Origin of the sequence: Curtobacterium citreum (assembly GCF_006715175.1) — a bacterium.
GTDB classification, from domain to species: domain Bacteria; phylum Actinomycetota; class Actinomycetes; order Actinomycetales; family Microbacteriaceae; genus Curtobacterium; species Curtobacterium citreum.
Genome location: NZ_VFMQ01000001.1, coordinates 777,217 through 804,153 on the forward strand (window position 1 = coordinate 777,217; position 26,937 = coordinate 804,153).

27 protein-coding genes are annotated in these 26,937 nt (G+C 72.1%); 6 read left to right on the forward strand and 21 right to left on the reverse strand.

The annotated features are described in order from the left end of the window. Positions 1–6: 6 nt before the first annotated feature. The 3 genes from FB462_RS03805 to FB462_RS03815 all read right to left on the reverse strand — a co-directional run bounded on the left by FB462_RS03805 (position 7) and on the right by FB462_RS03815 (position 2,479). Complete coding sequence (locus FB462_RS03805; RefSeq protein WP_058741537.1) at positions 7–573, reverse strand: GNAT family N-acetyltransferase; 567 nt, start codon at positions 571–573, stop codon at positions 7–9. A gap of 143 nt (positions 574–716) precedes the next feature. Next, the gene (locus tag FB462_RS03810) at positions 717–1,589 is read right to left on the reverse strand and encodes a VOC family protein (protein WP_141860285.1); all 873 of its coding nucleotides are present in this window, start codon (positions 1,587–1,589) and stop codon (positions 717–719) included. 68 nt (positions 1,590–1,657) lie between these two features. Beyond that, positions 1,658–2,479: an SDR family oxidoreductase gene (locus FB462_RS03815; protein ID WP_114850223.1), complete on the reverse strand. Its 822-nt coding sequence runs from the start codon at positions 2,477–2,479 to the stop codon at positions 1,658–1,660. A 78-nt stretch (positions 2,480–2,557) separates the two neighbouring features. On the opposite strand from FB462_RS03815, the gene FB462_RS03820 reads away from it, so the two are divergent. Then, entirely contained in the window at positions 2,558–3,097 is a 540-nt protein-coding gene (locus tag FB462_RS03820) for a hypothetical protein (protein ID WP_141860287.1), read from the forward strand. A 30-nt stretch (positions 3,098–3,127) separates the two neighbouring features. Here FB462_RS03820 and FB462_RS03825 read toward each other — a convergent pair whose 3' ends face one another. From FB462_RS03825 to FB462_RS03845, 5 genes are read right to left on the reverse strand one after another with little or no spacing between them, the layout of a single operon-like run. Beyond that, entirely contained in the window at positions 3,128–3,448 is a 321-nt protein-coding gene (locus FB462_RS03825) for a hypothetical protein (protein WP_141860289.1), read from the reverse strand. A gap of 9 nt (positions 3,449–3,457) precedes the next feature. Beyond that, positions 3,458–4,081, reverse strand: a complete 624-nt coding sequence (locus FB462_RS03830) for a response regulator transcription factor (RefSeq protein WP_114850220.1) — start codon at positions 4,079–4,081, stop codon at positions 3,458–3,460. Continuing rightward, positions 4,078–5,325, reverse strand: a complete 1,248-nt coding sequence (locus tag FB462_RS03835; protein WP_141860291.1) for a sensor histidine kinase — start codon at positions 5,323–5,325, stop codon at positions 4,078–4,080. The genes FB462_RS03830 and FB462_RS03835 overlap by 4 nt, the downstream gene beginning before the upstream one ends. A gap of 29 nt (positions 5,326–5,354) precedes the next feature. Continuing rightward, the gene (locus tag FB462_RS03840) at positions 5,355–6,188 is read right to left on the reverse strand and encodes an ABC transporter permease (protein ID WP_114850218.1); all 834 of its coding nucleotides are present in this window, start codon (positions 6,186–6,188) and stop codon (positions 5,355–5,357) included. Further along, the gene (locus FB462_RS03845) at positions 6,185–7,132 is read right to left on the reverse strand and encodes an ABC transporter ATP-binding protein (RefSeq protein WP_114850217.1); all 948 of its coding nucleotides are present in this window, start codon (positions 7,130–7,132) and stop codon (positions 6,185–6,187) included. The genes FB462_RS03840 and FB462_RS03845 overlap by 4 nt, the downstream gene beginning before the upstream one ends. Positions 7,133–7,325: 193 nt before the next feature. On the opposite strand from FB462_RS03845, the gene FB462_RS03850 reads away from it, so the two are divergent. Then, positions 7,326–8,522 carry a PP2C family protein-serine/threonine phosphatase gene (locus tag FB462_RS03850; RefSeq protein ID WP_114850216.1) on the forward strand — a complete coding sequence of 399 codons (1,197 nt, stop codon included), beginning with the start codon at positions 7,326–7,328 and terminating at the stop codon, positions 8,520–8,522. A gap of 11 nt (positions 8,523–8,533) precedes the next feature. Here FB462_RS03850 and FB462_RS03855 read toward each other — a convergent pair whose 3' ends face one another. Together FB462_RS03855 and purD are read right to left on the reverse strand one after the other, a co-directional pair. Then, positions 8,534–9,403: a phosphoribosylaminoimidazolesuccinocarboxamide synthase gene (locus tag FB462_RS03855; protein ID WP_058741529.1), complete on the reverse strand. Its 870-nt coding sequence runs from the start codon at positions 9,401–9,403 to the stop codon at positions 8,534–8,536. Then, positions 9,400–10,668: a phosphoribosylamine--glycine ligase gene (purD, locus tag FB462_RS03860; RefSeq protein ID WP_141860293.1), complete on the reverse strand. Its 1,269-nt coding sequence runs from the start codon at positions 10,666–10,668 to the stop codon at positions 9,400–9,402. The genes FB462_RS03855 and purD overlap by 4 nt, the downstream gene beginning before the upstream one ends. 57 nt (positions 10,669–10,725) lie before the next feature. Here purD and FB462_RS03865 point away from each other — a divergent pair, with 57 nt between their 5' ends. Further along, the gene (locus FB462_RS03865; protein ID WP_114850424.1) at positions 10,726–11,088 is read left to right on the forward strand and encodes a sterol carrier family protein; all 363 of its coding nucleotides are present in this window, start codon (positions 10,726–10,728) and stop codon (positions 11,086–11,088) included. Between the two features lie 293 nt (positions 11,089–11,381). Here FB462_RS03865 and FB462_RS03870 read toward each other — a convergent pair whose 3' ends face one another. Further along, positions 11,382–13,973: a helix-turn-helix transcriptional regulator gene (locus tag FB462_RS03870; protein WP_141860295.1), complete on the reverse strand. Its 2,592-nt coding sequence runs from the start codon at positions 13,971–13,973 to the stop codon at positions 11,382–11,384. Positions 13,974–14,068: 95 nt separating this feature from the next. On the opposite strand from FB462_RS03870, the gene FB462_RS03875 reads away from it, so the two are divergent. Beyond that, positions 14,069–14,497, forward strand: coding sequence for a hypothetical protein (locus FB462_RS03875; protein WP_141860297.1), 429 nt, complete (start codon positions 14,069–14,071; stop codon positions 14,495–14,497). Positions 14,498–14,618: 121 nt separating this feature from the next. Here FB462_RS03875 and purF read toward each other — a convergent pair whose 3' ends face one another. Then, positions 14,619–16,076, reverse strand: a complete 1,458-nt coding sequence (gene purF / locus FB462_RS03880; protein ID WP_141860299.1) for an amidophosphoribosyltransferase — start codon at positions 16,074–16,076, stop codon at positions 14,619–14,621. A 71-nt stretch (positions 16,077–16,147) separates the two neighbouring features. Between purF and purM the strand changes: the two genes are divergently transcribed. After that, a complete protein-coding gene (gene purM, locus FB462_RS03885) occupies positions 16,148–17,248 on the forward strand; it encodes a phosphoribosylformylglycinamidine cyclo-ligase (RefSeq protein WP_141860301.1) in 1,101 nt (366 codons plus the stop codon). Between the two features lie 434 nt (positions 17,249–17,682). Here the strand turns inward: purM and FB462_RS03895 are convergent, their stop codons facing one another. The 4 genes from FB462_RS03895 to FB462_RS03910 form a co-directional block, all read right to left on the reverse strand. After that, positions 17,683–17,895, reverse strand: coding sequence for a DUF3073 domain-containing protein (locus FB462_RS03895; RefSeq protein WP_058741523.1), 213 nt, complete (start codon positions 17,893–17,895; stop codon positions 17,683–17,685). A gap of 157 nt (positions 17,896–18,052) precedes the next feature. Then, complete coding sequence (locus FB462_RS03900; RefSeq protein ID WP_141860303.1) at positions 18,053–18,493, reverse strand: DoxX family protein; 441 nt, start codon at positions 18,491–18,493, stop codon at positions 18,053–18,055. Positions 18,494–18,617: 124 nt separating this feature from the next. Continuing rightward, entirely contained in the window at positions 18,618–18,884 is a 267-nt protein-coding gene (locus tag FB462_RS03905) for a DUF3072 domain-containing protein (RefSeq protein WP_114850423.1), read from the reverse strand. Between the two features lie 99 nt (positions 18,885–18,983). Next, entirely contained in the window at positions 18,984–19,739 is a 756-nt protein-coding gene (locus FB462_RS03910; protein WP_141860305.1) for a hypothetical protein, read from the reverse strand. Between the two features lie 117 nt (positions 19,740–19,856). On the opposite strand from FB462_RS03910, the gene FB462_RS03915 reads away from it, so the two are divergent. Then, positions 19,857–21,938, forward strand: a complete 2,082-nt coding sequence (locus tag FB462_RS03915; protein ID WP_167510001.1) for an acyltransferase family protein — start codon at positions 19,857–19,859, stop codon at positions 21,936–21,938. A gap of 70 nt (positions 21,939–22,008) precedes the next feature. On the opposite strand, the gene FB462_RS03920 is transcribed toward FB462_RS03915, so the two are convergent. The 5 genes from FB462_RS03920 to FB462_RS03940 form a co-directional block, all read right to left on the reverse strand. Next, complete coding sequence (locus FB462_RS03920) at positions 22,009–22,590, reverse strand: PadR family transcriptional regulator (RefSeq protein ID WP_114850206.1); 582 nt, start codon at positions 22,588–22,590, stop codon at positions 22,009–22,011. Then, positions 22,587–23,447, reverse strand: coding sequence for a DUF4097 family beta strand repeat-containing protein (locus FB462_RS03925; RefSeq protein ID WP_114850205.1), 861 nt, complete (start codon positions 23,445–23,447; stop codon positions 22,587–22,589). The genes FB462_RS03920 and FB462_RS03925 overlap by 4 nt, the downstream gene beginning before the upstream one ends. A gap of 133 nt (positions 23,448–23,580) precedes the next feature. Next, positions 23,581–24,888, reverse strand: coding sequence for an ABC transporter substrate-binding protein (locus tag FB462_RS03930; protein ID WP_141860309.1), 1,308 nt, complete (start codon positions 24,886–24,888; stop codon positions 23,581–23,583). A gap of 89 nt (positions 24,889–24,977) precedes the next feature. After that, on the reverse strand, positions 24,978–25,880 hold the full coding sequence (locus FB462_RS03935) for a carbohydrate ABC transporter permease (RefSeq protein WP_058743231.1): 903 nt from the start codon (positions 25,878–25,880) through the stop codon (positions 24,978–24,980). Between the two features lie 9 nt (positions 25,881–25,889). Beyond that, positions 25,890–26,846: a carbohydrate ABC transporter permease gene (locus FB462_RS03940; protein ID WP_083520143.1), complete on the reverse strand. Its 957-nt coding sequence runs from the start codon at positions 26,844–26,846 to the stop codon at positions 25,890–25,892. Positions 26,847–26,937: the final 91 nt, after the last annotated feature.

Consider the following 26,937-nt stretch of genomic DNA (forward strand, 5'->3'; position numbering starts at 1 on the left):
CGCGTCCTAGACCTGCTGCCCGTTCAGCAGGATCTCTCCGGTCGGCCAGTCCTCGAGCGCCGCGGTGACGGGCCGGACCATCCAGCCGCCCTGCTCGGTCTCGGTGACCCCGGCCCCGTCAGCCGTGAAGGCCGAGAACGTGCCGACCGCACCCGCGATCTCGTGCCAGCCCATGTGCGCGTAGAAGGGGATGCGGTCCTCACCGGCACCGAGGAAGCCGTACGGCACGCGGAGTCCCTCGAGCACCGCGTGCGTGCGGTCGAGCAGCTCGCGGCCGATGCCGGTGCCCTGGAGTCGGGGCGCGACGGCGACGATGCCGGTGTCGCCGACCAGGACGTCCTGCCCGCCCACGGTGATGAACATGCGGCGGATCCCGACGTGGGCGAGCACCACACCGTCGGCGTCCCGGGCGATCACCCGGCGTTCGGGCTGCATGCCGGCGTAGTCACGGCCGCCCACGTACCAGTGCGACCAGCTCGGGAAGGCCTGCCCGAGCATCGCCGCGATCGCCTCGTGGTCGGGGAGCGACAGCGCGCTCTCCTCGACCACCTCCCACCGGATGTCTTCGCTCACGTGCCCATCCTGCCGGGTGCGGCTGCGGGCCGAGCGCGAGACTCGTCCATGCGGACGCTTCCGCGGCGTCCGACCCGCGAACGTGTCCGGACAGCCGAGTCTCGCGGCCAGTCGGCGAGCCGGTCCGCGCGCGCCCGCGCCGCTCAGCCCCGACCGGGCGCCGTCACCTCGATGCGGTTCGCCCACGGGTCCTCGAACGCGACCGTCCGGCCGTCGTCGGCGGTCTGCACCCCGGTGTCGTGCATGCGGGACACGAGCGCGCCGAGGTCGTCGGCCCCGGGGACCTCGATCCGGACGAGTCCCAGCCCGAGCCCGAGCTGCCGGCGTCCGGCACCGCGGGAGTTCCACGTGTTCATCGCCATGTGGTGGTGGTAGCCGCCCGCGCTGACGAACAGCGCCTGGTCGCCCATCGCCGCGGTCGTCGCGAAGCCCAGCCGGTCGACGTAGAACGCCTTCGCGGTGGCCACGTCCCCGACGGACAGGTGCACGTGCCCGACCCGGCCGGGGCGGGACTGCGCGGACTCGAGCGCCGCGGCGGTCAGGTGTTCCTGCACGAAGGCGTTCGGGTCGACGTAGATGGTGGCCATGTCGACCATGCCGTGCGTCCACGACCACTCCGTGCGGTCGCGGTCCCAGTACAGCTCGACGCCGTTGCCCTCGGGGTCCTGGAAGTAGAACGCGTTGCTCACCAGGTGGTCGGCGCTGCCCGTGAACGTGCGCGGGTACTTCGTCGCGACCGAGTAGAGCGCTGCCGCCAGGTCGGCCTGCGTGTCGAACAGGATCGCGGTGTGGAACAACCCGGCCTCGTGCGGGGCGGCGTGCCGCATCGCCGGCGCGTGCTCGAGCACCACGATCGGGGTCGTCCCGCGACCGAGCACCGCGACGCCGCCGTCCTGCGTCAGGACGGTGAGTCCGACGCCGTCGCGGTAGTACGCGACCATCGTGTCGAGGTCGGCGACCCGGAGCGTGACGGCGCCCATCCCGGTGTCCGCGGCGAGGAGATCCTGCGTGTGCATGCACCCAGTGTGCGCCGATTTGGTTGACGCGTCAACCAAATCGGCGCCGACCGGATCGGCAGGCGCGACTACCGGGCGCTGAACCCACCGTCCGTCTTGAGCAGCTGCCCGTTCACCCAGCCGCCGTCCGGACCGAGCAGGAACCCGATCAGCGCCGCGGTGTCCGCGGGCGTCGACGGGCGTCCGAGCGGGGTCTGCGCGACCACGGCCTCGCGGACCTCGTCGGTGAACCACCCGGTGTCGTTCGGTCCGGGGTTCACCGCGTTCGCGCTGACGTGCACGTCGCCGAGCTCCTGGGCCGCGCCGACCATCAGCCGGTCGAGCGCACCCTTGCTCGTGCCGTACGGCAGGTTGAAGCCGACGTGGTCGCTCGTCAGGGCCACGACCCGGCGGCGGTCCTCGGGGGCGGGTGCGCCCTCGCGGAGCCGTCGCGCGTACGCCTGCACGATCAGGAAGGGCGCCCGGACGTTCACCGCCAGGTGCCGGTCGAAGGACTCGAGCGTGGTGGTCGCGTAGTCGGAGTCGACCGACTCGCAGTGCGACATGACGACGGCCGTCACGGGGGCGCCCGCCTCCGCCTCGGCACGGCCGACGAGTGCGGCCGCCTGCTCCGGGTCGGCCAGGTCGACCGGGAGGCGCGTCACGCGAGCCCCCGCACGCTCGGCCTGGGCGACGACCGCGTCCACCCCGTCGGGGTCGGCCCCGCCGTGCACGCGGGCGTCGTACGGGCCCCACCAGGAGAGGGCGAGGTCCCAGCCGTCGGCGGCGAGCCGGGTGGCGATCGCGGCGCCGATGCCGGCGCGGCGGCCGACCCCGGTCACCAGGGCGAGGGGGCGCTGGGTGAGTGGGCGCTCGTCGAGCTGGCGCTGGTCGAGTGGGCGCTGGGACATGTCTCGTGTCTCCTGTCCGTCGACGCCGCGGTGCGCCGACCCGCCCAGCCTGGCACCTCCGGGGGCCAGGATGGGTCCGTGCCCCGCCGATCCCGACAACGTCGCCACCGCCCCGACCCGTCCACGTTCCCCCTGGAGCGCCTGCGCGACCGGATGTCGTCGTACATCTACGGCAACATCACCGTCCTGGCCGTCGCGATCGCGGTCTCCCCGGAGCAGATCGAGCACGGTGCGGCCGTCCTGACGGTCCTCGCGACGGCCGTCCTGACCTACCTGGCGCACGTGCTCTCCCACGTCGTCGCGCACGCGATCGGTGACACCGGCGACGACGAGGAGCACCGCGAGACCGTCGGGGCGATCCTGCGCGACGCGAACCCGATCGCGACCTCCGGCCTGATCCCGGCCGTGCTCTACGCCGTGGCGTGGGCCGGGTGGCTGCCGGCGCCGTGGGCGCAGACGGCCGCGATCGTCATCCTGGTGGTGCGCATCGGCCTGGTCGGGGTGTTCCTGCAGCGCTTCAGCGGGCGGCGCCCGTCGTTCCTCGGGCTGTGGGGCGGGATCGTGCTCGCGGCCGTGGCGTTCGCGATCGGGCTCGTCAAGGTGCTGCTCACGCACTGACCGGGTCGTCGGCGCCCAGGGGCCGGGTCGTCAGCAGCCCGTGGTGGCGAGCGTCACGGTCGCGACGTGGTCGTCCGTGACGGTGGCCTTCGCCGAGCACAGGTCCGTCGCCCGCACCGTCACCCGGCCGAGCGGGATCCCCGCGAAGTCGGCGGTGCCACCCGGGAACACCCGCTGGTGCTCGGAGAGCTTGCCGGTCGCCGCGTAGACCCGCACCTCGTAGGGGTGCTCGGCCGCGTTCTCCGAGACGGTCACGGCGATCTGCCCGGTCGAGTCGTGCGCACCGCACCCGGTCAGGGACAGCGCGCCGAGGGCGACCACGGCGAGGGCGAGCAGGGGGCGTCGGAGCACCGGTCCAGGTTACGTGCCGATCAGCCAGCCGTTGTCGGCGGCGACCCGCAGCGCCTCGGTCGCGTTCCGGGCCGCCGTCTTGCCGATCGCCGCGGACAGGTGGTTCCGCACCGTCCCCTCGGACAGGTGCAGCACCGCCGCGATCCCCGCGACGGTCGACGCCGTGCGGAACGCGACGAGCACGTCGGTCTCCCGCGGCGTGAGCGGCGACGGGCCGGCGGCCAGGGACTCCGCGGCGAGCACCGGGTCCACCACGCGGAAGCCCCCGGCGACCCGGCGGACCGCGTCGGCCAGCTGCTCGGCGGGGGTGTCCTTCACGACGAAGCCCGCGGCGCCGGCCTCGAGCGCTCGCCGCAGGTACCCGGGGCGGCCGAACGTCGTCACGATGAGGGACCGGCACGCCGGGAGCTCGCGGGCCAGGGTCGCGGCGGCGGTCAGGCCGTCGGTGCCGGGCATCTCGACGTCGAGCAGGGCCACGGCGGCCTGCGAGGTCCGGGCGGCCTCGAGCACCTCGTCCCCACGGGCGACCTGCGCCACGACGTCGATGTCCCGCTCGAGCGACAGCAGCGACGCCAGGGCTCCGCGGACGAGCGCCTGGTCGTCGGCGAGCAGGACGCGGATGGGGTCGGTCACCGTGGTCTCCTCTCGACCCGCAGCAGGAAGCCGCCGAGGTCGCTCGTGCCCGTCGTCACCGTGGCCCCGACGGCGTCCGCCCGCTCGTGCAGTCCGCGCAGGCCGTTGCCGCCGACGTCGAACGGTCCGGCGGGCACGGGGGCGTCGACCGCTCCGGTGCCGTCGTCCTCGATCGTCAGGGTGGTCCGGGTCAGCGTCACCCGTGCCCGGCTGGCCGCCGCGTGGCGCACCACGTTCGTCACGCCCTCGCGGAGCACCCACGCGAACAGGCTCCGGACGTCCCCGGCCGCCGCGTCCCCGGTCACGGGGAGCTCCGCGACGACCCCGGCCGCGTCCAGCGCCGAGCGCGCGGAGACCAGCTCGGCGTCCAGGTCGGCCTGACGGTACCCGCTGACCGCCTGCCGGAGTCCCTGCAGCGCCTCGCGCGACAGCCGCTCGACGTCCTGCATCTCGGTCTTCGCGCGGGCCGGGTCGACGTCGACCAGCCGCGCCGCGAGCTCGGACTTCATCGTGACGACCGTCAGCGAGTGCCCGAGCACGTCGTGCAGGTCGCGGGAGAACCGTGCGCGCTCCTCGACCACCGCGAGCCGGGTGAGCTCGTCCTGCGCGACCCCGAGCTGGTCCTCGGCCTCGCGCTGGCGACCGAAGAACACCATCGAGGCCCCGATCGACACCGCCACGATCGGGGCGAACAGGATGCCCGTGCTCGACGCCGCGTCCCACCCGACGACCGCGGCGACGACGAGCTCGGCGGCGACGACGACCCCGAGGACGGCGAGGGCCACCCAGAGCCGCACCGCCACGAACCCGGACAGCGCGACGACGAGCAGCCAGGACCACACCGCGGCCGGGCCGACGGGGACGAGCAGGAGTCCCGCGTAGGCGGCGAGCACGGCCAGGACGACCACGCGCCGTCGGAGTCCGTGCCGCCACATGGCCTCCGGGGCGAACAGGTACCCGACGTACAGCACCGCGAGCGCGAGGGTCGCGGAGACGTGCTCGTCGACCGTGCGGCCGTCGGTCCACACCGCGACGAGCAGCAGGGCCTGCCAGAGCAGGCCGAAGGCGGCGCCGCCGTACCAGCGGCGGCGGGCGACGCGGACCTCGGCGTCGTCGGCGCCCGGTGCGGCGGCCCACGGGAAGGCACGGGCGGACGGCCGGGAGGCGCGGGACGCGTCGTCCGCGCCCCGCGCGTCGGTCGGGCTGGTGCTGTCCACCCCCGACACCTCCGACAGGTCCGTCACGTCGGTCAGCGTACGACCGTCGTGACCGGTCACCGGCGCGCCGCGTCGCGGCGGTAGCGCCACACGATGACCGCGGCGAGGACGACCGTCCACCCGACGAGCACCAGGGCCGGCTCGGTCATCCCCGCGGAACCGGTCGCCCCGGCACCCATCTGGCCGATCCGGTTGAGCCAGTACGACGGCAGCAGGTGCGCGATCGACCCCATCCAGGCGGGCATCACCGACAGCGGGACCCACAGTCCGCCGAGGATCGACAGGCCCATGAAGACGACCATGAACAGCGGCTGGGCGTACGCGGGCTTCGCGAACTGCCCGACCAGGATCGCGATGAGCGCGAAGGGCACGACCCCGGCCCAGATGCCGAGCCCGGCGGCGGCCCAGTGCCCGGCGCCGAGCGACGCGTGCATCCCGAGGATCGCGATCGCGAAGGTGACCACGACCGAGACGGCCGAGAAGGCCATCGCCGCGACGAGCTTCGAGACGAGGAACGCCCACCCGGACAGCGGCGTCACGCGGAGCTGGCGGTTCCAGCCGATCGAGCGTTCGGTCACGAGCGAGAACGCCTGGCTGAGCGCGGCCATCATCGCGCCGTACGCCGTCATCTGCAGCGTGGTGACGACCAGGAACGGCAGGTGCGTCACGGGGTCGACCTGGCCGCCGTACGCGGCACCGAAGACCAGGAGCATGACGACCGGGATCGCGAACGTGAAGACCATCGCCTTGACGTTGCGGAGCTGCCGACGCGTCTCGAGCACGACGTACCGGACCGGGAGCCGACCGGCGGTGGTGCGGGACGAGCCGACGGTGGACGGAGCGGTGGACGCGGTGGTGGTCGCGGCCGGGGTGGCGGTGGTGGTGGTCATGCGAGGACCCCTTCGGTCTCGGTGGTGCTCGTGCTCGTGGTCGTGGTGGCGGTGCGGTCGGCGGTGATGGCGAGGAAGGCGTCGTCCATGGTCGAGGCGACCACCTGCAGGTCGTGCGCCTCCGGGAACGCGGTGAGCAGGGCGCGGAGCGTGTCGTCGCTGCGGTCGGTGCGCAGCGTGACGGCGTCGTGCCGCGCCTCCAGTCCGACGACTCCCGGCAGACCGCGCAACGCGACGTGCCGGTCCTCCGCGATGCCCGCGAAGCGGACGGTGCGCGTCGCCGCTGTCGCCTTGACGGCTGCGGGGGTGCCGTCCGCGACGACCCGGCCGTCGCGGAGGATGACGATGCGGTCCGCGAAGGTGTCCGCCTCGTCCAGGTAGTGCGTCGCGAAGACGACCGTGCGGCCGGCGTCCGTGAACTCCCGCATCGACGACCAGAAGACGTGCCGGGCCTCGACGTCCATCGCCGCGGTCGGCTCGTCGAGCACCAGCAGGTCCGGGTCGGAGACGACGGCGACCGCGAAGCGTGCCCGCTGGAGCTGCCCGCCGGACAGCTTCGAGACCCGACGGGTCGCGATGTCCTCGCAGCGTGCCCGGCGCAGGGCCTCGGCGACGGGCATCGGGCGGCGGTGCGCCGCGGCGACGAGGGCGACCGCCTCGCGGACCGTCACGTCGGGCAGGAGCGCCCCGCCCTGCAGCATCGCGCCGACACGGCCGTCGACGACCGCGGAGCGGGGGTCGGTGCCGAACAGGCGTGCGTCGCCCTCGGTGGGGGTCGCCAGGCCGAGCAGCAGGTCCACCGTGGTGGTCTTGCCGGCGCCGTTCGGACCGAGGAGGGCGACGACCTCGCCCGGACGGATCGTCAGGTCGACGCCGTCGACCGCGGTGACGGCGCCGAAGCGCTTGCGGAGCCCGCGGAGCTGGATGACCGGTGTCTCGTTCATGGCTCCACGATCCCGTCGGGCGGGGCGGCACCCGGGTGCCGGTCGTCACGACTTCGGCGTGACATCTGTCAGGGGTCGGTGTCGCGGTGCCTCGGGTGCCGTCGTTCGGAGTCCGGCCCTCGGGACGCGGGTCTGAGGGGTCCTCCGTTCGGGGGACGCGGCACGGGTCGCCCGGAGGGATACCGTGGGGGGCATGCACCAGGGGACCTCACCAACCTCCGTCGGATCATCACCAGCTGCACTCCGTCGCGCCGCCCTCATCGCCGCGCTCGACGTCGTCGACGGCGGACCCGAGGAGCGCTTCGAGCGCATCACCCGGATCGCCCGGGACGCGTTCGGGGTCACCGGTTCCTTCCTCAACCTCGCGGGCACGGAGGTCGTCACGATCAAGTCGCAGTCGAGCGACACCGTCTTCGGTCCCACGATCCCGCTCCAGGACACGTTCTGCGGTCGGACCCTGGCGGAGTCCGGGCCCGTCGTGGTGCCGGACGCCCGGGCCGACGCCCGCTACTCGGACATGCCGATGGTGGTCGACGACCCGAACGTGCGGTTCTACGCCGGGGTCCCGCTGCGCGTCGGCGACGACGCCGTCAAGGTCGGCACGCTCTGCCTGATCGACCCGACGCCCCGCGCGCTCGACCCTGACGACCTCGCGCTGCTCGAGGAACTCGGGTTGTGGGCGGAGCGCGAACTCGCCGCGGGCGCCGACGAGGACCGGCTCCGCGACGTGCTGGCCGGGCTGCAGCCGACGCCCGTGGCGGTCCCCGGCTACCGGATCGGCGGGATGAGCGTCCCGCACGGCGTCGTCTCGGGCGACCTGCACGACTGGCACCTGACCGGGACGGACCTGCACCTCACCGTCGCCGACGTGATGGGCAAGGGGATGTCGGCCGGCCTCCTCGCGGCGACGATCCGCGGGGCGCTGCTCGCCCGTCCGGACGCCCACCCCCGGGACGTCGTCGCCGCGCTCGACGACCAGGTCGCACCCGAGCTCGGCCGGGCGTCGTCGTTCTCGACGATGTTCCACGGGCGGCTCACCCCGGCGACCGGGCGGTTGGACTTCGTCGACGCCGGGCACGGCCTCGTGCTGCAGATGCGCGCCGACGGCGCCGAGCGCACCCTGCTGTCGAGCGACCTGCCGATCGGGCTGCACCCGGCTGGGCTCGGACGGACCCCGGGGGCGGTCGACCTCGCGCCTGGTGACGTCCTGATCATCGTGAGCGACGGCGCGCTCGAGCTCTGGGACTCGACGCTCGCCGCGTTGTCCCGGCTCGGGGCGCTCTGGCGCGAGGAGCCCGACGTCGAGGCGTTCCTCGCGCGGGTCCGGGCGCGGGCGCTCGAGCACGACCCGGGCGACGACCTGACCGTGGTGGTGCTGGCGCGCGACTGAGGCGCGGTGCGTCAGGCGCCGAGGCGCTCGATGAGCTCCCGGTAGCGCGCGGCCGTCCGCTCGACGATCGCGTCGGGGAGCACCGGCGGCGTGCCTTGGCGGTCCCAGTGCGCGCTGAGCCAGTCACGGACGATCTGCTTGTCGAACGAGTCCGTGCGGTTGCCCGAGCGGGCGTCCCAGTAGCGGCTCGAGTCGCTCGTCAGGACCTCGTCCGCGATCCGGACCACGCCGTCGGCGTCGCGACCGAACTCGAACTTCGTGTCGGCGATCACGACGTCGTGCTCGAGCGCGATCGCCGCCGCGGCACCGTAGACCCGCAGCGACAGGTCACGGAGGGTCGCCGCGTCCTCGGCCCCGACGAGCTCGACGGTCTGCTCGTACGAGATGTTCTCGTCGTGCTCGCCCTGCGGTGCCTTGTACGCCGGCGTGTAGATCGGCTCGGGCAGGCGGTCGCCCTCGGACAGGCCGTCGGGGAGCGGCACGCCGCACACGCTGCCCGACTCCCGGTACTCGGCCCAGCCGCTGCCGACGAGGTACCCGCGCACGACGCACTCGACCGGGAACATGTCGAGCGGGAGCACGTGCATCGACCGCGCGGCGACGGACTCGGGGACGGGCGTCCCGCCGGAGCCGTCCGGGATCAGGTGGTTCGGGACGTCCGCGAGCCGGTCGAACCAGTGGCGGGACAGCCGCGTCAGCAGTTCGCCCTTGCCCGGGATCGGCGGCTCGAGCGCGAAGTCGTACGCGCTGACCCGGTCGGACGCGACGAGCAGCAGCTCGGTCGCGTCGGCGACGTCGGCCGTGCCCTCGGGGACGTAGAGCTCGCGGACCTTGCCCGACGAGACGTGCCGCCAGCCGGGCAGGACGGGTGCGGCGGTCACCGGGCGACCTTCGCGGCGATGTCGGTGCGGTACTGCGCGCCCTCGAGCGCGATGTCGCCGAGGCCGGCGTACGCGCGCTCCCGCGCCTGGGCGAAATCGGTGCCGACCGCGACGACGCTGAGCACCCGGCCGCCGGTGGCGACGAGCTCGTCGTCGAGCACGGCGGTCGCGGCGTGGGCGACGGAGACGCCGTCCCGGGCGTTCGCGGCGTCGATGCCCGTGATCACCCGACCGGTGCGGGGGTTCTCCGGGTAGCCCTCGCTCGCGAGGACGACCGTAACGGCGACCTCCGGCCGGAACTCCGGACGCGGCGCCGATGCGAGCTGTCCGGTCGCCGCCGCGGCCATCAGTCCGCTCAGCGGCGTGGCGAGGCGGGGGAGCACGACCTGGGTCTCCGGGTCGCCGAACCGCGCGTTGAACTCGATGACCCGGACGCCCTGCTCGGTGACGATCAGCCCGCAGTAGAGCAGCCCGACGAACGGCGTGCCCTCGTGCTCGAGCCGGCGGACCGTGGGCAGCGCCACCAGGTCGGTGACCTCGTCGACGAAGGCCTGCTCCGAGGCCCAGCGCTCGTCGAGCCAGGGCAGCGGGGAGTAGGCGCCCATGCCGCCGGTGTTCGGGCCGGCGTCGCCGTCGCCCAGGCGCTTGTAGTCCTGCGCGGGGCTGAGCGGGCGGACGTCGTGCCCGTCGCTCAGGAAGAACAGCGAGACCTCTTCGCCGTCGAGGAACTCCTCGACCACCACCGGGCCGTGCTGCAGCCAGTACGTGGCGTGGTCGATCGCGGCCTGACGGTCCTCGGTCACCAGGACGCCCTTGCCGGCGGCCAGCCCGTCGGCCTTGACGACGTGCGGCGCCCCGAGCTCGTCGAACGCGGCCACTGCCTGCTCGACACTGCCGGCGGACACCGGGCGTCCGGTCGGCACCCCGGCCTCGGCCATGATCCGCTTCGCGAACGCCTTGGAGCCCTCGAGCTGTGCGGCGGCCTTGCTCGGGCCGAACACCGGGATGCCCCGGGTCCGGAGCGGGTCCGCGACACCGGCGATCAGCGGTGCCTCCGGTCCGACGACGACGAGCTCGACGCCGTTCTCGATCGCGTACTCGGCGACGAGCGCGCCGTTCGTGGGGTCGAGCGACACCGTCTCGACGTCGGCCGCGATGCCGGCGTTGCCGGGGGCCACCGTGATGACGTGCCCTGCGCGTTCAGCGAGGAGGGCCGTGATGATCGCGTGCTCGCGGGCACCGGAACCGAGGACGAGGATTCGCACCCGATCACCCTACCGAGCGCGACACGCCGCCCGCGATGCGACGGCTAGCCTGTGGACATGCCGCCGAAGAGGATCGAGGACGCCGTCGGCCGTGTTGCGCTCACCGCGGTGCTCGGGGGCTCCACGGTCCGGACGGACGTCGCGACCGCGGTCCGGTGGACCCTGCAGCGACTCGCCGACGACGTCCCGGGCAACAGCGTCGAGGTCCGCGTCCCGCCGTTCGCTGCCGTCCAGGCGGTGCCCGGTCCACGGCACACCCGGGGGACCCCGCCGAACGTGGTGGAGACGGACGCTGCGACCTGGATCGCACTGGCGACCGGGTCCCTGCGGTGGAGCGAGGCCGTCGCCGCCGCGCGGGTGAGCGCCTCGGGCTCGCGCGCGGACATCACGGCGTTCCTGCCGGTCCGCACCGCCACCTGAACGACGACGTCACGGAACGTCACCGCCGGGAGCAGCCGGCTCGACCGACGAGTTGTTCGACGAGGCTCACGGGATTAGGTAGGTCCTACCGATGTGCCCTGCGTGGCCGTCCCCGTAGCGTAGAAGTCGCCGGGATTCGGACCCGACCCGAACGGGTCCGAACCCGGCGACAGACTCCAAGGTACGCGACTTGCGGGTTACGTTGTCAACCATCGCGGCGCGTCGTGCTGCAATCCACAACGAACCCTGGGTTTCGTTGTCGACGATTTCGTGACGGGGCGACACGAGAACCGTCAGCGCGGCCCGAGCATCTCCGCGAGCTCCGACCGCGCGTGCAGGTCCCACTTCGCGAAGACCCGCGACAGGTGGGCGTCGATCGTCCGGACGGACAGGCCGAGCGACTCCGCGATCCGCCGGTTGCTCAGCCCACGTGCCGCGAGCTCCGCCACCTCGTACTCCCGGTGGGTCAGTGGGGGTTTCAGTCGGCCGGCCGTGACCGCCATGCCGTGCGTCGCGAGGACCGCAGCTGCCTCGGCGATCCGCGACCGGTCCTCGGCGCGCAGGGCGTCGGCGTACTCGACGACCGCGTTCGCGAGCGGCCCGTCCACCCGGGCCGCGGCGGCTCGCATGCGCTCCCGCGAGACCGTGGCGTCGTGCCCGCGCATGACGTCGTCGGCGAAGTGCAGCGTCTCGGCGTACATCACGTGCAGCCACGCGCCGCTCGCCGTCGCCCGCGCGGTGATCTCGTCCGCGTGCCGGAGCCCGGCCGGGTTGCCGAGCACGGCCTCGGTCCACGCGATCGACATCGCGACCTGCTCGCCGGTGATCCGCATCGCCCGCAGCGGGGTGCTCCGTGCCCGGTCGAGTGCGGCAGCGGCCTGCTCGGCGTGCCCGGCGTAGGCGTTCGCCATCGCGAGCCGGGCCCACGGGTAGGCCGCGAACCCGCCGTGGTCGGCCACGTCGTACCGCTCGCACGCGGCCGAGAGCGCAGCGATCGCGTCGTCCCAGCGCCGCTGGCCGATCGCCTGGTTGCCGACGCCGATCAGCTCGAGGGTGAAGTCGTACTTCAGGAACGGGCTCGCCCGGCGGACCGGGATCTCGGTGAGCATCGTGGCGACGTCCCCGCGCCAGACCTGGAGCTGGTGCGTCACGGAGACCACCTCGCCGACGGCCCACGGGGCCTCCTCGATGTGCTCGACCGCGGTCGCCAGCGCCCGTCGTGCCAGCCCGGCGGCGTCGTCGAGCCGTCCGGCGGTGGCGAGGGCCATCACGGCGCAGGGGGCGAGCGCGAGGAACGCGACGGACACCGTGGGCTGCTGCAGGACCCCGGAGCGCTCGACCTCGGCGCGGACCTCCTCGAACCGGCCGCCCCACCCGAGGTGCGCCAGGCGCAGGATCCGCAGGCGTTCGGCCGTCTCCGGACCGACGAGGCCGGCCGCCGCCTCGGCCAGGGCCACCGCGGCGTCGACGTCGTCGTCGTGGAACTGCCGGATGTTCGCGAGCGTCTCGCAGGCCTCGACGACCATCGCGTCGCCGACCTCGGCCGGACGGGAGCGCGCGAGGGACCAGGCGGCCTCGGCGTCGACGCGGCCGGCCTCGCGCCCGCTGCTGTACGAGTGCGCGATCGACCGCAGGCAGCGCGCCGTCACCCGCTCGCGCGCGGTCAGGGCGGTGCGGAGTGCGGCGGACGCCAGGGCGATCGCGCTCTCGTGCTCCTGCAGCCGGACGGCGACCTGGGTCGCGTCGAGCAGCTGCCCGACGGGTGGCAGCACGCCGCAGTCGAGCGCCCAGAGCGCGGCACGGAGTCGAGCGGCGGGCGGGGCGCCCTCGGGGCTGTCGGTCCGGAAGGCGTTGGCGCGCGCGAACAGGGCCGCACGCCGGGCGACCGGCACGAGCGCCCGGACGACCTCGCCGACGAGCGGGTGCGACGGACGGACGACCCGGGCGCAGTCGTCCGCCGTGTCGATCGTGACGAGGCCGAGCGCGACCACCCGGTCGACGTCCCCGCCCGACACCAGCCGCAGCAGCCGCTCGAGGGGGATCGGGTCGGCGAGCGCCACGATGTCGACGACGTCCCGCAGGTCCTCCGGCAGGGCGCCGAGCTCCGAGCGGTACATGTCCGCCAGGCTGTTCGACGCCGTCACGCGGCCGCGCCAGTACCACCCGGACGCGGTCTGCTCGAGCGCGCCGGACGCCAGGGCGGCCCGGACGACCTCGCGCAGGTACAGCGGGTTGCCCGCGGTCGCCCGGTGCACGCGCTCGGTGGACGCCGTCTCGAGCTGGGCGCCGAGTGCCGCGGCCACGACCTCGCCGGTCTCGCGCAGGTCGAGCGGTGCCAGGTCGATCCGTTCGAGCAGGTCGTCCTGCCACAGGGCGCGCAGCGGGTCGGGCAGTGCGGTGAAGTCCCTGCAGGTCAGGACGAGCCGGGCGCCCTGGTCGCGGACCAGCCACGCGACGTACCGGGCGGAGATCGCGTCGAGGTGGTCGGCGTCGTCGACGCGGAGCAGCACGTCCCGGTCGGCGAGGTCGGTCGTCTCGCGCAGGCGCTGGGCGGCGACCGCGTCGTCGACGAGCTCGGCCAGGGCGGCCGGGAGCTCCCCGAAGCGGTCCGCCACGGCGCCGAACGGCATCGAGCGTCCGGCGGCGACGGCCGTGATCGGGACGACGAGGGTCCGGCCGGTCGCGTCGCGTCGGGCGACCCGGTCCGTCACACGCGCCGCCGTCGAGGTCTTGCCGAGTCCGGGGGCACCGACGATCGCGACGCTCCAGCGGTGCTCGGCGACGACCGCGACCGCACGGTCCTCCTCGCGCCGCGGCACGATCGGCCACGGCACGCGCGCCGGTGAGCCGGGGCGACGACGGTCGCCGACGGGTCGGTCTCGCACCCCCACCACCTCCCGCTCCTCGTCAGTCCATCTTGCCCCGGTCGCGGGGGACAGGACAGACCGGACCACCACCCACAGTGGGGGACAATGGACGCGTGAGCGACTCCGCCCGATCCGAACCCCGACCCGACGACGGTCCCGACGACCGCACGCCCGCGCCCGCCGCGCCGGCCCCGAACACCGTCTCCACCCCGGACGAGGTCACCATCCGCCGGGCACCGAAGTTCGGCGTGTTCATCCTCGGCGGTGCGGTCCTCGGCTTCCTGGCGACCCTCGTCGTCGTGTCGGTCACCATGGACATCGACCGCGGCGACCAGCAGGACGCCAGCTTCGGCACCCTGGTCGGCTACTTCTCGCTGTGGGGCGTCACGATCGGTGCTGCGATCGGCGCGATCGTCGCGGTCGTGCTCGACCGCGTCCTCGCGAAGCGGGCCGCCCGCCTCACGGCGGAGCGCGTCGAGGTCGAGCCCGTGCCGGACACGGTCGACGGCGAGATCGAGCACCCGGACGGCGACCGTCCCTGAAAGACAGGAGACGGACAGGCGGACGGCACCACCGGCGGTGGTGACCAGATGACGGACGGGAGGCACGGTGCCAGCCGGCACCGTGCCTCCCGTCCGTCTCCTGGTCGCGTCGCGACCGGTCTTAGCTGAGCTGGTTCGCCTCGACCCAGGCGAGGTACTCGGGCGTGACCGAGCCGGTCACGTACTCACCGGTGAAGCAGCTCATCTCGAGGTCCGTGACGTCCGAGCCCTCGATGATCGCGTCCCGCATGTCGGCGACCTCCTGGTAGATCAGGTGGTCGCTGCCGAGCACGCGGTTGATCTCCGGGATCTTCCGGTCGTGCGCGATGAGCTCCGCACGGGTCGGCATGTTGATGCCGTAGACGTGCGGGAACCGGACCGGGGGAGCGGCGCTCGTGAAGGTGACCTCGTTCGCACCGGCAGCCCGCGCCATCTCGACGATCTCGCGGCTCGTCGTGCCGCGCACGATCGAGTCGTCGACGATCAGGATGTTCTTGCCCTTGAACTCCGACGACATCGCGTTGAGCTTCTGCCGGACCGAGCGCTTCCGCTCCGCCTGCCCGGGCATGATGAACGTCCGGCCGACGTAGCGGTTCTTGAAGAAGCCCTCGCGGTAGTCGATGCCGAGCTTCTGCGCGACCTGCATCGCGGCCGGACGCGACGAGTCCGGGATCGGCATCACGACGTCGATGTCGCCGGTCGGCGCGTACTGCGCGATGGTGTCCGCGAGCCGGTTGCCGAGCCGCAGTCGTGCGTCGTAGACCGAGATGCCGTTCATCACCGAGTCGGGACGGGCCAGGTAGACGTACTCGAACGAGCACGGCACCAGGCGGGGGTCCTTCGCGCACTGGCGCGCGTGCATCTGGCCGTTCATCTCGATGAAGACGGCCTCGCCCGGGGCGATGTCGCGGACGATCTCGTAGCCGCCGGACTCGAGCACGAGCGACTCGCTCGCGACGATCCACTCCGGCTGGCCGGCCTCGTCGAACTTGTGGCCCAGGATGAGCGGCCGGATGCCGTACGGGTCGCGGAACGCGAGCAGCCCGTGCCCGGCGATGGTCGCGATCGTGGCGTAGGAGCCCTCGACGCGCTCGTGCACGCGCTCGACGGCGTCGAACACCTGCCCGGGGTCGAGCTCGCTGCCGCGGACCTGGCCCTGCAGCTCGTGCGCCAGGACGTTCACCAGGAGCTCGGTGTCGGAGCTCGTGTTGAGGTGCCGGCGATCGATGTCGAACAGCTCGCGGGTGAGCTCCCGCGTGTTCGTGAGGTTGCCGTTGTGCACCAGGACGATGCCGTACGGGGCGTTCACGTAGAAGGGCTGGGCTTCTTCCTCGTTGCTCGCGACGCCCTTCGTGGCGTAGCGCACGTGGCCGAGGCCCATCGTGCCGAGCAGCGCCCGCATGTCACGGGTGCGGAAGCCCTCGCGGACGTGGCCGCGTGTCTTGTGCATGTGGTGCACGCGACCCTCGACCGTGGCGATGCCCGTCGAGTCCTGGCCCCGGTGCTGCAGGAGCAGCAGGGCGTCGTAGATGGATTGGTTGACGGGCCCCTGCGCAACGAGGCCGACGATGCCGCACATTCGCGGAGTGCTCCAGACCGTAGGATCGGGTGGTACCGAACAAGTCTGCCATGCCCCGCGGAGGACAACGCATGCCGAACCCGTACGCAGCCGCCGGCGTCGACACCGCCGCCGGTGACCTGGCCGTCGAGCTCATGAAGTCCGCCGTCTCGGCGACGCACAACGCCTCGGTGCTGGGGGGAGTGGGCGGGTTCGCGGGTCTCTACGACGTCTCGTTCCTGAAGGACTTCGAACGGCCGCTGCTCGCGACCTCGACCGACGGCGTCGGCACGAAGGTCGCCATCGCGCAGGCGATCGACAAGCACGACACCATCGGCCAGGACCTCGTCGGCATGGTCGTCGACGACATCGTGGTGGTCGGGGCGAAGCCGCTCTTCATGACGGACTACATCGCCTGCGGCCGGGTCGTCCCGAACCGCATCGCGGACATCGTCGCCGGCATCGCCCGCGGCTGCTCGGCGACCGGTACGGCGCTCGTCGGTGGCGAGACCGCGGAGCACCCGGGGCTGCTCGGCCCGGACGACTACGACGTCGCCGGTGCCGCGACGGGCGTGGTCGAGGCCGACCGGCAGCTCGGCGCGCACCTGGTCGAGGACGGGGACGTCGTCGTCGCGATCGAGTCCTCCGGCCTGCACTCGAACGGCTACTCGCTCGTCCGGCACATCCTGTCGACGAAGGGCGTCGGCTACACCGACCAGCTGCCGGAGTTCGGCGCCGGGGTGTCCGTCGGCGAAGCACTGCTCGAGCCCACCCGCCTGTACACCGCACCGCTGCTCGACCTGCTCGACGCCCAGCCCGGCGCCGTGCACTCGCTGTCGCACGTGACCGGCGGTGGCATCGCCGCGAACCTGGCGCGCGTGCTGCCGGTCGGCACCTGGGTCGAGGTCGACCGGGCCACCTGGACGCCCCCGTCGGTGTTCCGGGTGCTCGCGGACATGGCCGGCACCCCGGTCGAGGACACCGAAGGCACGTGGAACCTCGGCATCGGGATGTTCGCGGTCGTCGCGGCGTCGGCTGCCGACTCGGTCGTCGCGGCGCTCGGTGCCGCAGGGCTGCCGGCGTGGACCGTCGGGGCGATCTCGACCTCGGCGCGCGACCTGGACGGCTTCGAGCAGGGCGCGAAGGGCGTCGACGGCGGCGCCGTCCGGCTCGTCGGGAGCTACGCGGGCTGAGGCCGCGTGGCGCGGGGGTCTCGCGCCGGGTTGCCCGGGTCGGTGGCGGTGCTCGGGGGCCGGCGGCGGTCGAGCGGGCAGGACACGCCGCGTGCGTGACGCCGAGCGTGCAAAAGACGTCGGCGGGACGGCCCGAGTGTGCCAGATCTGGCCCGCCCGTTGAGCGCCCTCGACGAGGGACGCTGGGCCGGTGCGCTGCGTCCCCTCGGCCGGAAGGCGTGTCGAGCGTGCGCGGAACGCCGCGCGCGTGTTGCCCGGCGGGCATGATGTGTCGCGTCGGCGCCACGAGCGCGCCAGATCTGGCCCGTTCGTGCGGAGCCCGGCGCGTGGGACGGTTGCGAGCCCGAGCCCGAGCCCGAGCCCGAGCCCGAGCCCGAGCCCGAGCCCGCGGAAACGCCGCGCGACCCCGGAGGGTGCGCGGCGTCACGGTGAGGTCAGGCGGACTTGTTCTGGTCCTGCTGGGTCTCGAGCTCGTCGTCCTCCTCGTCGCCGTACTGGTCTGCCCAGCGGTCGACGTAGGAGTTCTCGTCCGAGTGTTGCCCGGCGGAGAGCTCGCGTTCGAGTGCACCGTAGTTCGTCTCCGGGCTGAAGTACTTCAGCTCCCGGGCGACCTTGGTGTGCTTTGCCTTCTGACGGCCGCGCCCCATGCGTGACCCCCTCGTGTTCGGCTCTGGTCCGGTCCTGGCGGGTGGGGGATGCCACCCGGGGAACCAGACGGTTCGTGGTTTGAAATCTGCCGATCACTCTACCATGTACCCCGATCCCGACACCCCGCACGGCGTCCCCCGGACCGCGGCTCCAACGTCAGGCCGGCAGGGGTTCCGCGACGCCCCGCTTCCGGCGCGAGGAACGCAGGACGAGGGCGTCGACGGAGAACCGACCGGGGCCGGTCAGTGCGACGGCGAGGGAGGCGACGGCCAGGACGAGGACGTACTCGAATCCGCCGTCCTGGGCGAAGAAGCCGGCCGTGGCGTGGGCGAGCAGGCCGGCCACGACCATGTCGACCGCGAGCAGGAACCCCACGACCCGGGTGGCGACGCCGGCGACGAGGAGCACGCCGCCGACCAGCTCGAGGCCGGCGACCGCGGGGGCCGCGACCTCGGCGAGCGGGACGCCCATGCCGGCGAAACCCTGGGTCACGTTCGGGATGCCCTGGGCGAACTTCTGGGCACCGTGGGCGATGAACACCACGCCGAGGACGATGCGGAGCGCGGTCAGGCCGATGGATGTCGATGTCGTTCGCATGGCGACGACGGTATCCAGTGACGTGTCATCGATCCCCCTCGTCCGGGGGACTTGCCGGACTTCGCCAGGGGTCCCCCAGACAACGGTCCGCCGAACCGCGGACACGCCTTCAGGGTCGGGAGCGTCAGGAGTCGGCGCCGCGCCCGGTCTGCTGCTGCAGGCGGTCGATGTGCTCGGACGCCTCGGCCTTGGTGAGGTCGGCGGGCAGTTCCTCGCCCGCCTCGCGCGCGAGGGTGTCCAGGTAGCTGCGCTGTGGACCGGTCATCGGCTCGTCGCCGGTCACCCAGTCCTCGGGGTCCTTGCTCGCGGTCGTCGAGGGGTCGGGTCGCTCGCCGCCCAGCGTCTCGCCGGTGTGGGCGTCGTCGGGGGTCTGATCTGCTGCGTCGGTCATGGCGCCGACCGTACGCGCGGGACCGTCCGGCCAGCGCAGCACGTCGTCCCCCGACAGCGCGAGCGGGACAGAAGGAACTCCACGGCGCGAGCGGCGCGCTCAGGTGGGGACGACCGTGTACCGCACCAGGTCGGCGCCCACGGCGCTCGACGCGACGGGGACCTCGGCGTCGCCCTGCCGCAGCCAGATCGTCGCGGCGCGCTCGTCGATGCGCACCACATGGTGGAGGGACCCGTTCAGCAGCACGGCGGCACGGACCTCGACGGTCCCCGAGGACGGGCGCGGCGGGAGTCCGACCACGTCGTCGTCGTACGCCCGGTGCTGCCCTGGTGACAGGAACGGTGAGACCGGCGTCGTGACGACCTCGAACCCCTCGTCGACCTCGCGGACCGCGACCAGGCGGACCGCCTGGTCCGTGGGGAGTCGGACGTCGACGACCGGGGCGTCAGCCGGGCCGGCCAGTGCGCGGAAGGCGGGCCGACCGTCGGGGGCGAGCAGTCCCTCCAGGCCGTCGATCCGGACGCGACCGCGTCCGCGCGAATCGGCGTACAGGCCGGGCTCGAGCCCGGAGCGGCGCGCCTCGAGCCGGGACACCACGACGCGGTCCGGGCGGTACCAGTCGCGGAGCGTGGCGGGGTCGACCCAGCCGATGCTCGCGACCCCGCGGGCGAGGTCGGCGCCGTCGTCGGCCGGACGCTCGTCGACTGCGCCGAGGGGGTGCTCGCCGCGCACCGCGACGAGGCCGGCGTACGGGCCGGCCGGGGAGGGTTCGTGGTCGAGCACCTCGACGCGCTTCGACACCTTGCCGCCGTGGCCGTCGAACGTCGCGAAGGTGCGCAGGTCGGAGATCGTCATGTCGAGGACCGATGCTACGACCGACCGCCGTCGATGTCCGCGGGATCCGGCGCCGGTTGCCTGCTGAAATGATCACATGTAATATTGCAATACGGGTCATCGACATCAGGGGAGCCAGTGGACGCCGCACGACCGAAGAACTTCCGCGAGGACATCGCCGGCCTCCGCGGGATCGCCGTCCTGCTCGTGGTCGCCTACCACGCGTTCGCGTTCCCGAGCGGTGGCTACGTGGGCGTGGACGTGTTCTTCGTGCTGTCCGGGTTCCTGATCACCGGCATCCTGCTGCGGGACCTGCAGGACCACGCGCAGCTGTCGATCGCCCGCTTCTACGTGCGTCGTGCCCGCCGTGTCCTGCCCGCCGCGCTCGTCGTGCTCGGCGTGACCTGCGTCGCTGCGGCCCTCGTCTGGTTCGCTCCCCGCGCCGTCGCGACGTGGTGGGACGCGGTCGCGTCGCTCTCCTTCGTCGAGAACGTCAGGCTGATCCGGACCGGGGCGGACTACCTGCAGTCCGGTGCTGCCTCGTCCCCGCTCCAGCACTTCTGGTCGCTCGCGGTCGAGGAACAGTTCTACGCGGTGTGGCCACTCCTGCTGCTGATGGCGGTACCGATCCTCCGGCGATGGCTCCCGCCGAGGGGGAGCGTCGCGGTGTGCGCAGGGTTGATGATCGCTGGATCGATCGCGTGGGCCGTCGTCTCAGCCACGACCAGGCCGGACGCGTCCTACTTCGACCCGGTGGTCCGTGCGTGGGAGCTCGGCGCGGGGGCGTTGCTCGCGACCGCCGCACCCGTCGTCGGTCGCCTTCCGCGGTGGCTGCGCGAGTCGGCCTTCGTGCTCGGCCTCGTCGCGATCGTCCTCGCGGCGTGCGTCCTCGACGACGGCGCCGCCTTCCCGTGGCCCGGGGCCGCGCTCCCCGTCGTCGGGACCGTGCTGGTCCTCGGGACCGGGGCTTCGGTCGTCGCCGCGCTCCCGCTGCGGTGGCGAGGGCTCCGCTACCTCGGGCGCACGTCGTACTCGCTCTACCTCTGGCACCTCCCGGTCCTGGTCGTCGCTGCATCGCTCGCCGGACCGTCACCGCTGGTCGCCCTCCTGGCCGTCGGCATCTCGTTCCTCTTCGCTGTCCTGACCGAACGGTACGTCGAACGGCCGTTCCTCCGGCCGTCAGCCCGCCGGTCCTCGCCTGTTCGCGGCCCCGGCTCGCTCGCGTTGGGGGGACTCGTGACGACGGTGCTCGTGCTGGCTGCCGGGGTGCAGTGGATGGAACCATCCCTCAGCGGCACCACGACACCCGCCAGGGCTGCGATCGCGGACCGTCATGACCGTTCGTCCGCGATCGACCCGGCAGACCTCAGCACGTTCGTCGCACGGGGATTGACGGAACCACCGGATCCCGTGGACGTCGAGCCTGGCATCGACCTTCCTGCTCGAGCGACCGTTGCCCCAGCCCTCGTTGATGGTGGCTGCAAGAACGATCTCCTGCCGGACGAACTGGACGATCCGTCCGTCTGCTCCTGGGGCGACGACGATGCTCCCCGTACGGCCGTCGTCGTGGGTGATTCCATCGCCCTGTCCTGGACTCCGGCGATCGTCGACGCGCTCGGTGCCGGTTGGCGGATCGAAGCGATGGGGTTCGCCTCGTGCTCGATGGTGTGGACGCCTGGTCAGACCAGTAGAGCAGTCGACCACACTGCGCGCTGTGCAACAGCACGCGACGTCATGCGCCACTGGGTCGATGATCGACGGCCCGACCTCGTCTTCACCTCGACGTCCGAGGGATCCTTCCGCAGCACCGAGGATGCGACGTCCGTGGAAGAGCGGTGGTACACGGGGGCAGTCGATGGCTACCGGCAGCTGGCCGGGCCGGGTCGTACGGTCGTCGCGCTCGGGGCGCCACCGGAAGGTGCTCCGGTCGACGCCTGTGCGACGCGGTTCACCGGAGTGAGCGCGTGTTCCGGCGCACTGCCGACCGCCGCGATCAAGAAGGATCGGGCTGAGGCATCCGCCGTGGCCACGCTGGTCGCATCCGGACAAGATGCCCGTCACGTCGCGGTGCTCGACTGGTTCTGCACCGTGGACGGAGCATGTCCCGCGACGATCGACAGGACCCTCGTCCGGAGCGACTCCGGGCACATGACGGGTCTCATGAGCGGACGCCTCGCGTTGGTGCTGCGCGACGCGCTCGGGTCTCTCGCCAGGTCTTGACGACGAACGAGGCCGGACGGGAGGCGCGTGGTGCGCCCGCCCGACCGGCCCGGTCCGTCGTCGCGCGCGGTCAGAGCGATCGGCGCAGCGCCTCGAGACCGTCGCGCAGGCGCGTCACGGTGTCGTCCGAGAGGGAACCGCGCGTCGCGTGGCGACGCAGGTCGGCGCGGACCTGCTGCCGGAACGACGACAGGACCATCTCGACCTCGCGGAGCGCACGCGCCCCCTCGGACGGCACGTCCTGAGGCTCGTCCGCGGTCTGCCCGCGGGGTGCCTGCGCGCTCGCGGCGAGGTCGGCGCGGAGGGACCGCATGGCCTGGCCCACCGAGGCGCGGACGCCGTCGGCGAGGGACTTCACGGAGTCGGCGACGCCGTTCTGCACTGCGGCGATCTCGTCGGCGCGGGCGTCGAGCTCGGCGCGACCGGCCTCGGTGATCGCGTAGACGGTCTTGCGGCCGTCGACGGTCTTGGTGACGAGCCCCTCCGCCTCGAGCTTCGCCAGACGCGGGTACACCGTGCCGGCACTCGGGACGTAGGTGCCGCCGAAGCGGTCGCCGAGGGCCTGGATGACCTCGTACCCGTGCATCGGGTGGTCGGCCAGCAGGACGAGCAGGTACAGCCGCAGGTGGCCGTGGGCGAAGACCGGGCTCATGCGGGCGCCTCGCTCTCGTCGGTGACGGTCGTGGAGGCGGCGGGAGCCTGGGCGGCGGGCGCGGCCGGTGCGTGCAGCACCGCGATGTCGCCGGACACCGAGTTCACCTTGAGGTCGAGCCACTGTCCGGAGAGCTCGCCACCCTGCTTGACGTAGGAGCCGCGCACGCCGCGGATCTCGGAGTCGTCGAACTGCAGCTTGCCCGAGGCGGTGCTCACGGTGCAGCGGTAGGGGACGCCGTCCTCGAGCCGGACGCTCACCGACCCGGAGACCGTGTTGACCCGGGCGGTGTCGGGGGTGCCCTGCAGGTCGAGGACCACGTCGGCGTTGACCCCGTCGGCGGTGAAGCGCGGGATGGCGCCGGTCGCGACGACGTCGCCCGAGACCGTGCGGACCGTCAGGGCGCCGTCGAGCTCGCGGACCGTGGTGGTGCCGGACACCGCGTGCACGGCGAGGTCGCCCGTGAGGCCGTCGACGACGACGTCGCCGGACACCGTGTTGACCGAGGCGCCGCGGTTCGTGCCGGACAGCAGAACGCCGGCGGAGACGACGCCGATCGTGACGCGCGCGTCGCGGGGGACGAGCACGCTGACGTCGGCGGCGGCACGGCCGCGGAAGGACTTGAGGAAGCCGAGCGGGTCGTCCCAGCCGATCTGTGGGTGGTCGACGGTCAGGGTGTCGCCGTCGAGCTCGATCTTGAGGGGCTTGCCCGAGACGCTGTGCACCTCGATGCGGGCGGTCGGCTCGTCGTGTGCGACGACGTCGACCTGTCCACCGGCGAGCCCGACGCGCAGTGCGCGGACGATCCCGGTGTCGATCACCTTCGGCTCCTCGACGAGCCACTTCTCCTGGGCCATGTTGCCTCCTGAAACTCGCGATGTATCGCGTTGGTGGAAGTCACGATACATCGCGAGACCGAGGTTGTCACGGGGTGTGCACGACGGCCCCGCACCCTGGTGGGTGCGGGGCCGTCGTGGTTCGGCGGGGCGGTTACTTCGACGCGGAGTCGAGCGCCGCCTGTGCCTTCTCGGCCGCGGCGTCGAGCGCGTCCTTCGGGCTGGTCTTCAGCAGCATCGCGGACTGCAGCTGCGTGGACAGCGCCGCGCTCACCTCGCCGTAGGCAGTGATGGACGGACGGGCCTTCGCGTACTCGAGCTCGTCGGCGAAGGCCTTCAGGCGTGGGTTGTCGTCGAGGTACTTCTTCCAGGTCTCGTTGTCCGACGTGGCCTTGTTCGCGGGGAGCAGGCCGGTCGCGATGTCCCACTTCGCCTCGGTCTCGGGGCTGAGCCACCACTGCATGAACTTCCAGGACGCGTCCTGCTTCGCCTTGGTCGTCTTGATCAGGTACGAGTTGTTCGTGCCGAGGTTCATCGCCGGCTTCTCGATGCCGGGGAGCGCGAAGACGCCGACGTTGTCCTTGCCGAGCGTGCTGTCGATCGTGGACAGGTCGTACGCGCCGGTGATCGCCATCGCCGCCTTCTTCGACGTCAGGGCCGGGACGGCGCCGTTCGTCGAGGTGGTGAGGAGCGACTGCGGGTACGCGGTGCCGTCCTTGAGCATGTCGGTCCAGGCGGTGAGGGCCTTCACGCCCGCGTCGCTGTTGAACTCGACCTTGGTGTTGTCCTCGTTGAGGAAGTCACCGCCGGCGCCCCACAGCATCGACTGCCAGGTGAAGACCGGCCACTCGCCGGTGCCGATCGGCAGGTACGCGCCGTACTGGGTCGTGCCCTTCGTGAGCTTCTTCGCGTCGTCGGCGAGCTCGGCCCAGGTGGTCGGGGTGTCGGTGATCCCGGCCTCCTTGAACATCTCCTTGTTGTAGACGACGGCGTAGTCGCCGATGTCGGTCGGCAGCGTGTACTGCTTGCCGTCGAACTCGCCCGTCGAGAGCATGCCCTCGGTGAAGCTGTCCTTCGTGATGTCGCCGCCGGACAGGTAGTCCTCGAGCGGCAGGACCTTGCCGGTCTGGATGACCTCGCCGGTCTGCTGCGGCGTGCTGTCGCCGAGGACCATGTCGGGGCCGGTGTCGTTCTTCAACGCGTTGATGAGCTTCGCGTCGAACTGGTCGGACGAGGCGGCGTACTGGGGCTGGACCTCGATCTTGTCCTGCGAGGCGTTGTACTCGTCGATGAGCTTCTTCACCTCGGTGGCCTGCGGTCCCGTGTAGTTGTGCCACACGGTGATCGTCGTCTTGCCGCCGCTGCCGCCGGAGTTGCCGGTGACGGACCCACCGGAACACCCGGACAGGGCCAGAGCGGCGCCGACGGCGAGGGCCGTGACACCGAGCAGTCGCTTGCGCATGAGATCGTCCTTTCTCGGACTTCTGGGTGGTGCGAGGAATGGTGCAGGGAGTGGTGCTGAGGGGGTGGAGCGGGGAGGGGTGGTCGGGATCAGCGGAGCCCGCCGGCCATGGCCGACACGATCTGCTTCTGGAAGATGATGAAGACGATGAACACCGGCAGGATCGCCAGCGTCGAACCGGCCATGAGCAGGTTGAAGCTCTGGCTCGCGTTCGCGGACTGCAGCTGCGTGAGGCCGACGGACACCGTGAAGAACTCGGTGCGGGACGCCACGAGGAACTGGAAGAAGAAGTTGTTCCAGTTGTAGACGAAGGACAGCACGGCGAAGGAGCCGATCATCGGCGTCGCCATCGGCGTCACGACGGACCACATCCGCCGCCAGACGCCGGCGCCGTCCACTCGGCTGGCGTCCTCGATCTCGCTCGGGAACGAGGTGAAGAACTGCCGGAACAGGAACGTGCCGAGGATCGACGGGATGTTCGGGACGATGAGCCCCTGGTAGCTGTTCAGCCAGTGCAGCGAGGACAGCAGGGTGATCAGCGGCGTGAACACGACCTCGAACGGCACGAGGAGCGCGGCGAGCAGGACGACGAACACGATGTTCTTGCCCTTGAACTTCAGCCGCGAGAACGCGAACCCGGCCGCCAGGCTCGTCACGATCTGCCCGGCGGTCGTCGCGATCGCCACGACGGTGGAGTTGAAGAAGTACAGGCCGAACGGCGCGACGGTGAAGATGTCGGTGTAGTTCGACAGCTCCCACTGCTTCGGCAGGAACGTCGGCGGGAAGGCCAGCGCTTCCTCCGAGGACTTGAAGCTCGTGAGCAGCATCCAGAGGAACGGGCCGAAGAACAGGACGACGGCGACGATCAGGATGACGTGGCGCAGGACGGCCGGCGAGTGCTTGCGGAACAGCACGCCGAAGGGTCGGCTGCGGTGCGGACGGGAGGCGCGGTGCGCGTCCGACGGGAGGGCGCGGGATGCGATCTGGGTCACGGTGCGGTCCTAGTTCAGCTCGATGGGGTCGCGGCGGTTGATGACCCGCAGCTGGACGACCGCGACGAGGATGCCGACGATGAGCAGGATCACGGCGGCGGCGCTGGCCGAGCCGCCGTGGAAGAACACGAAGCCCTGGTTGTAGATGTAGTAGAGGATCGTCTCGCTCGAGTTGATCGGGCCGCCCTGGGTCAGGACGTAGACCTGCGTGAACACCTGCAGGGCACCGATCACGCCGGTGATGGCGAGGAAGCCCGTGGTCGGTGCGACCAGGGGGAGCGAGATCCGGAAGAAACGGCGGATCGGTCCGGCGCCGTCGAGCGTCGCGGCCTCCATGTAGGACGCCGGGATGTTCGTGAGCGCGGCCGAGTAGATGATCATCGTGTAGCCGACGCCCTGCCAGATCGAGAACACGATCACCGAGACGAGCGCCCAGGGCTCCGAGGTCAGGAAGCCGATCGGGGGAGCGCCGAGCGCCGTGACGACGCCGTTCACCAGGCCGCCGAGCGGCGACAGGATGAAGCTGAAGATCAGGGCGCTGCCGACGATCGGGGCGATGTACGGCACGAAGAGCAGGGCGCGGTAGACGCCACGGCCGCGGAACGGCTGGGCGAGCAGCGCCGCGAAGAACAGTCCGAGCGCCATCGTGACGGGGACGACCACGACCACGTAGAGCGCGGTGTTGCCGGCGGCGCGCAGGAACTCGCCGTCGCGGAACAGGCCGGTGAAGTTCGACAGCCCGACGAAGCCGTTCGTCTCGCCCGACGCCGGGTTCCAGTTCGTGAACGAGTAGAAGACCGTCTGCGCCAATGGGTACAGGTAGAACAGCGCCAGCAGCACCGTCGTGGGGGCGATCAGCACGTAGCCCGCCCGGCCTTCCCGTCGTTCCATCCGGCTGGCGTCCGCGGTGGACGACCGTCGACCGGGAACGGTCACCCTGGTCGGGTTCTGAACCGCACTCGTCATGCGGACCTCCTCTTGGCTCGTCGTTGAACGCTAGGAAACGGCTGTTTCGAGCAGATTACCGTTCGATCACCAAAAGTAAATAGTCGATTCT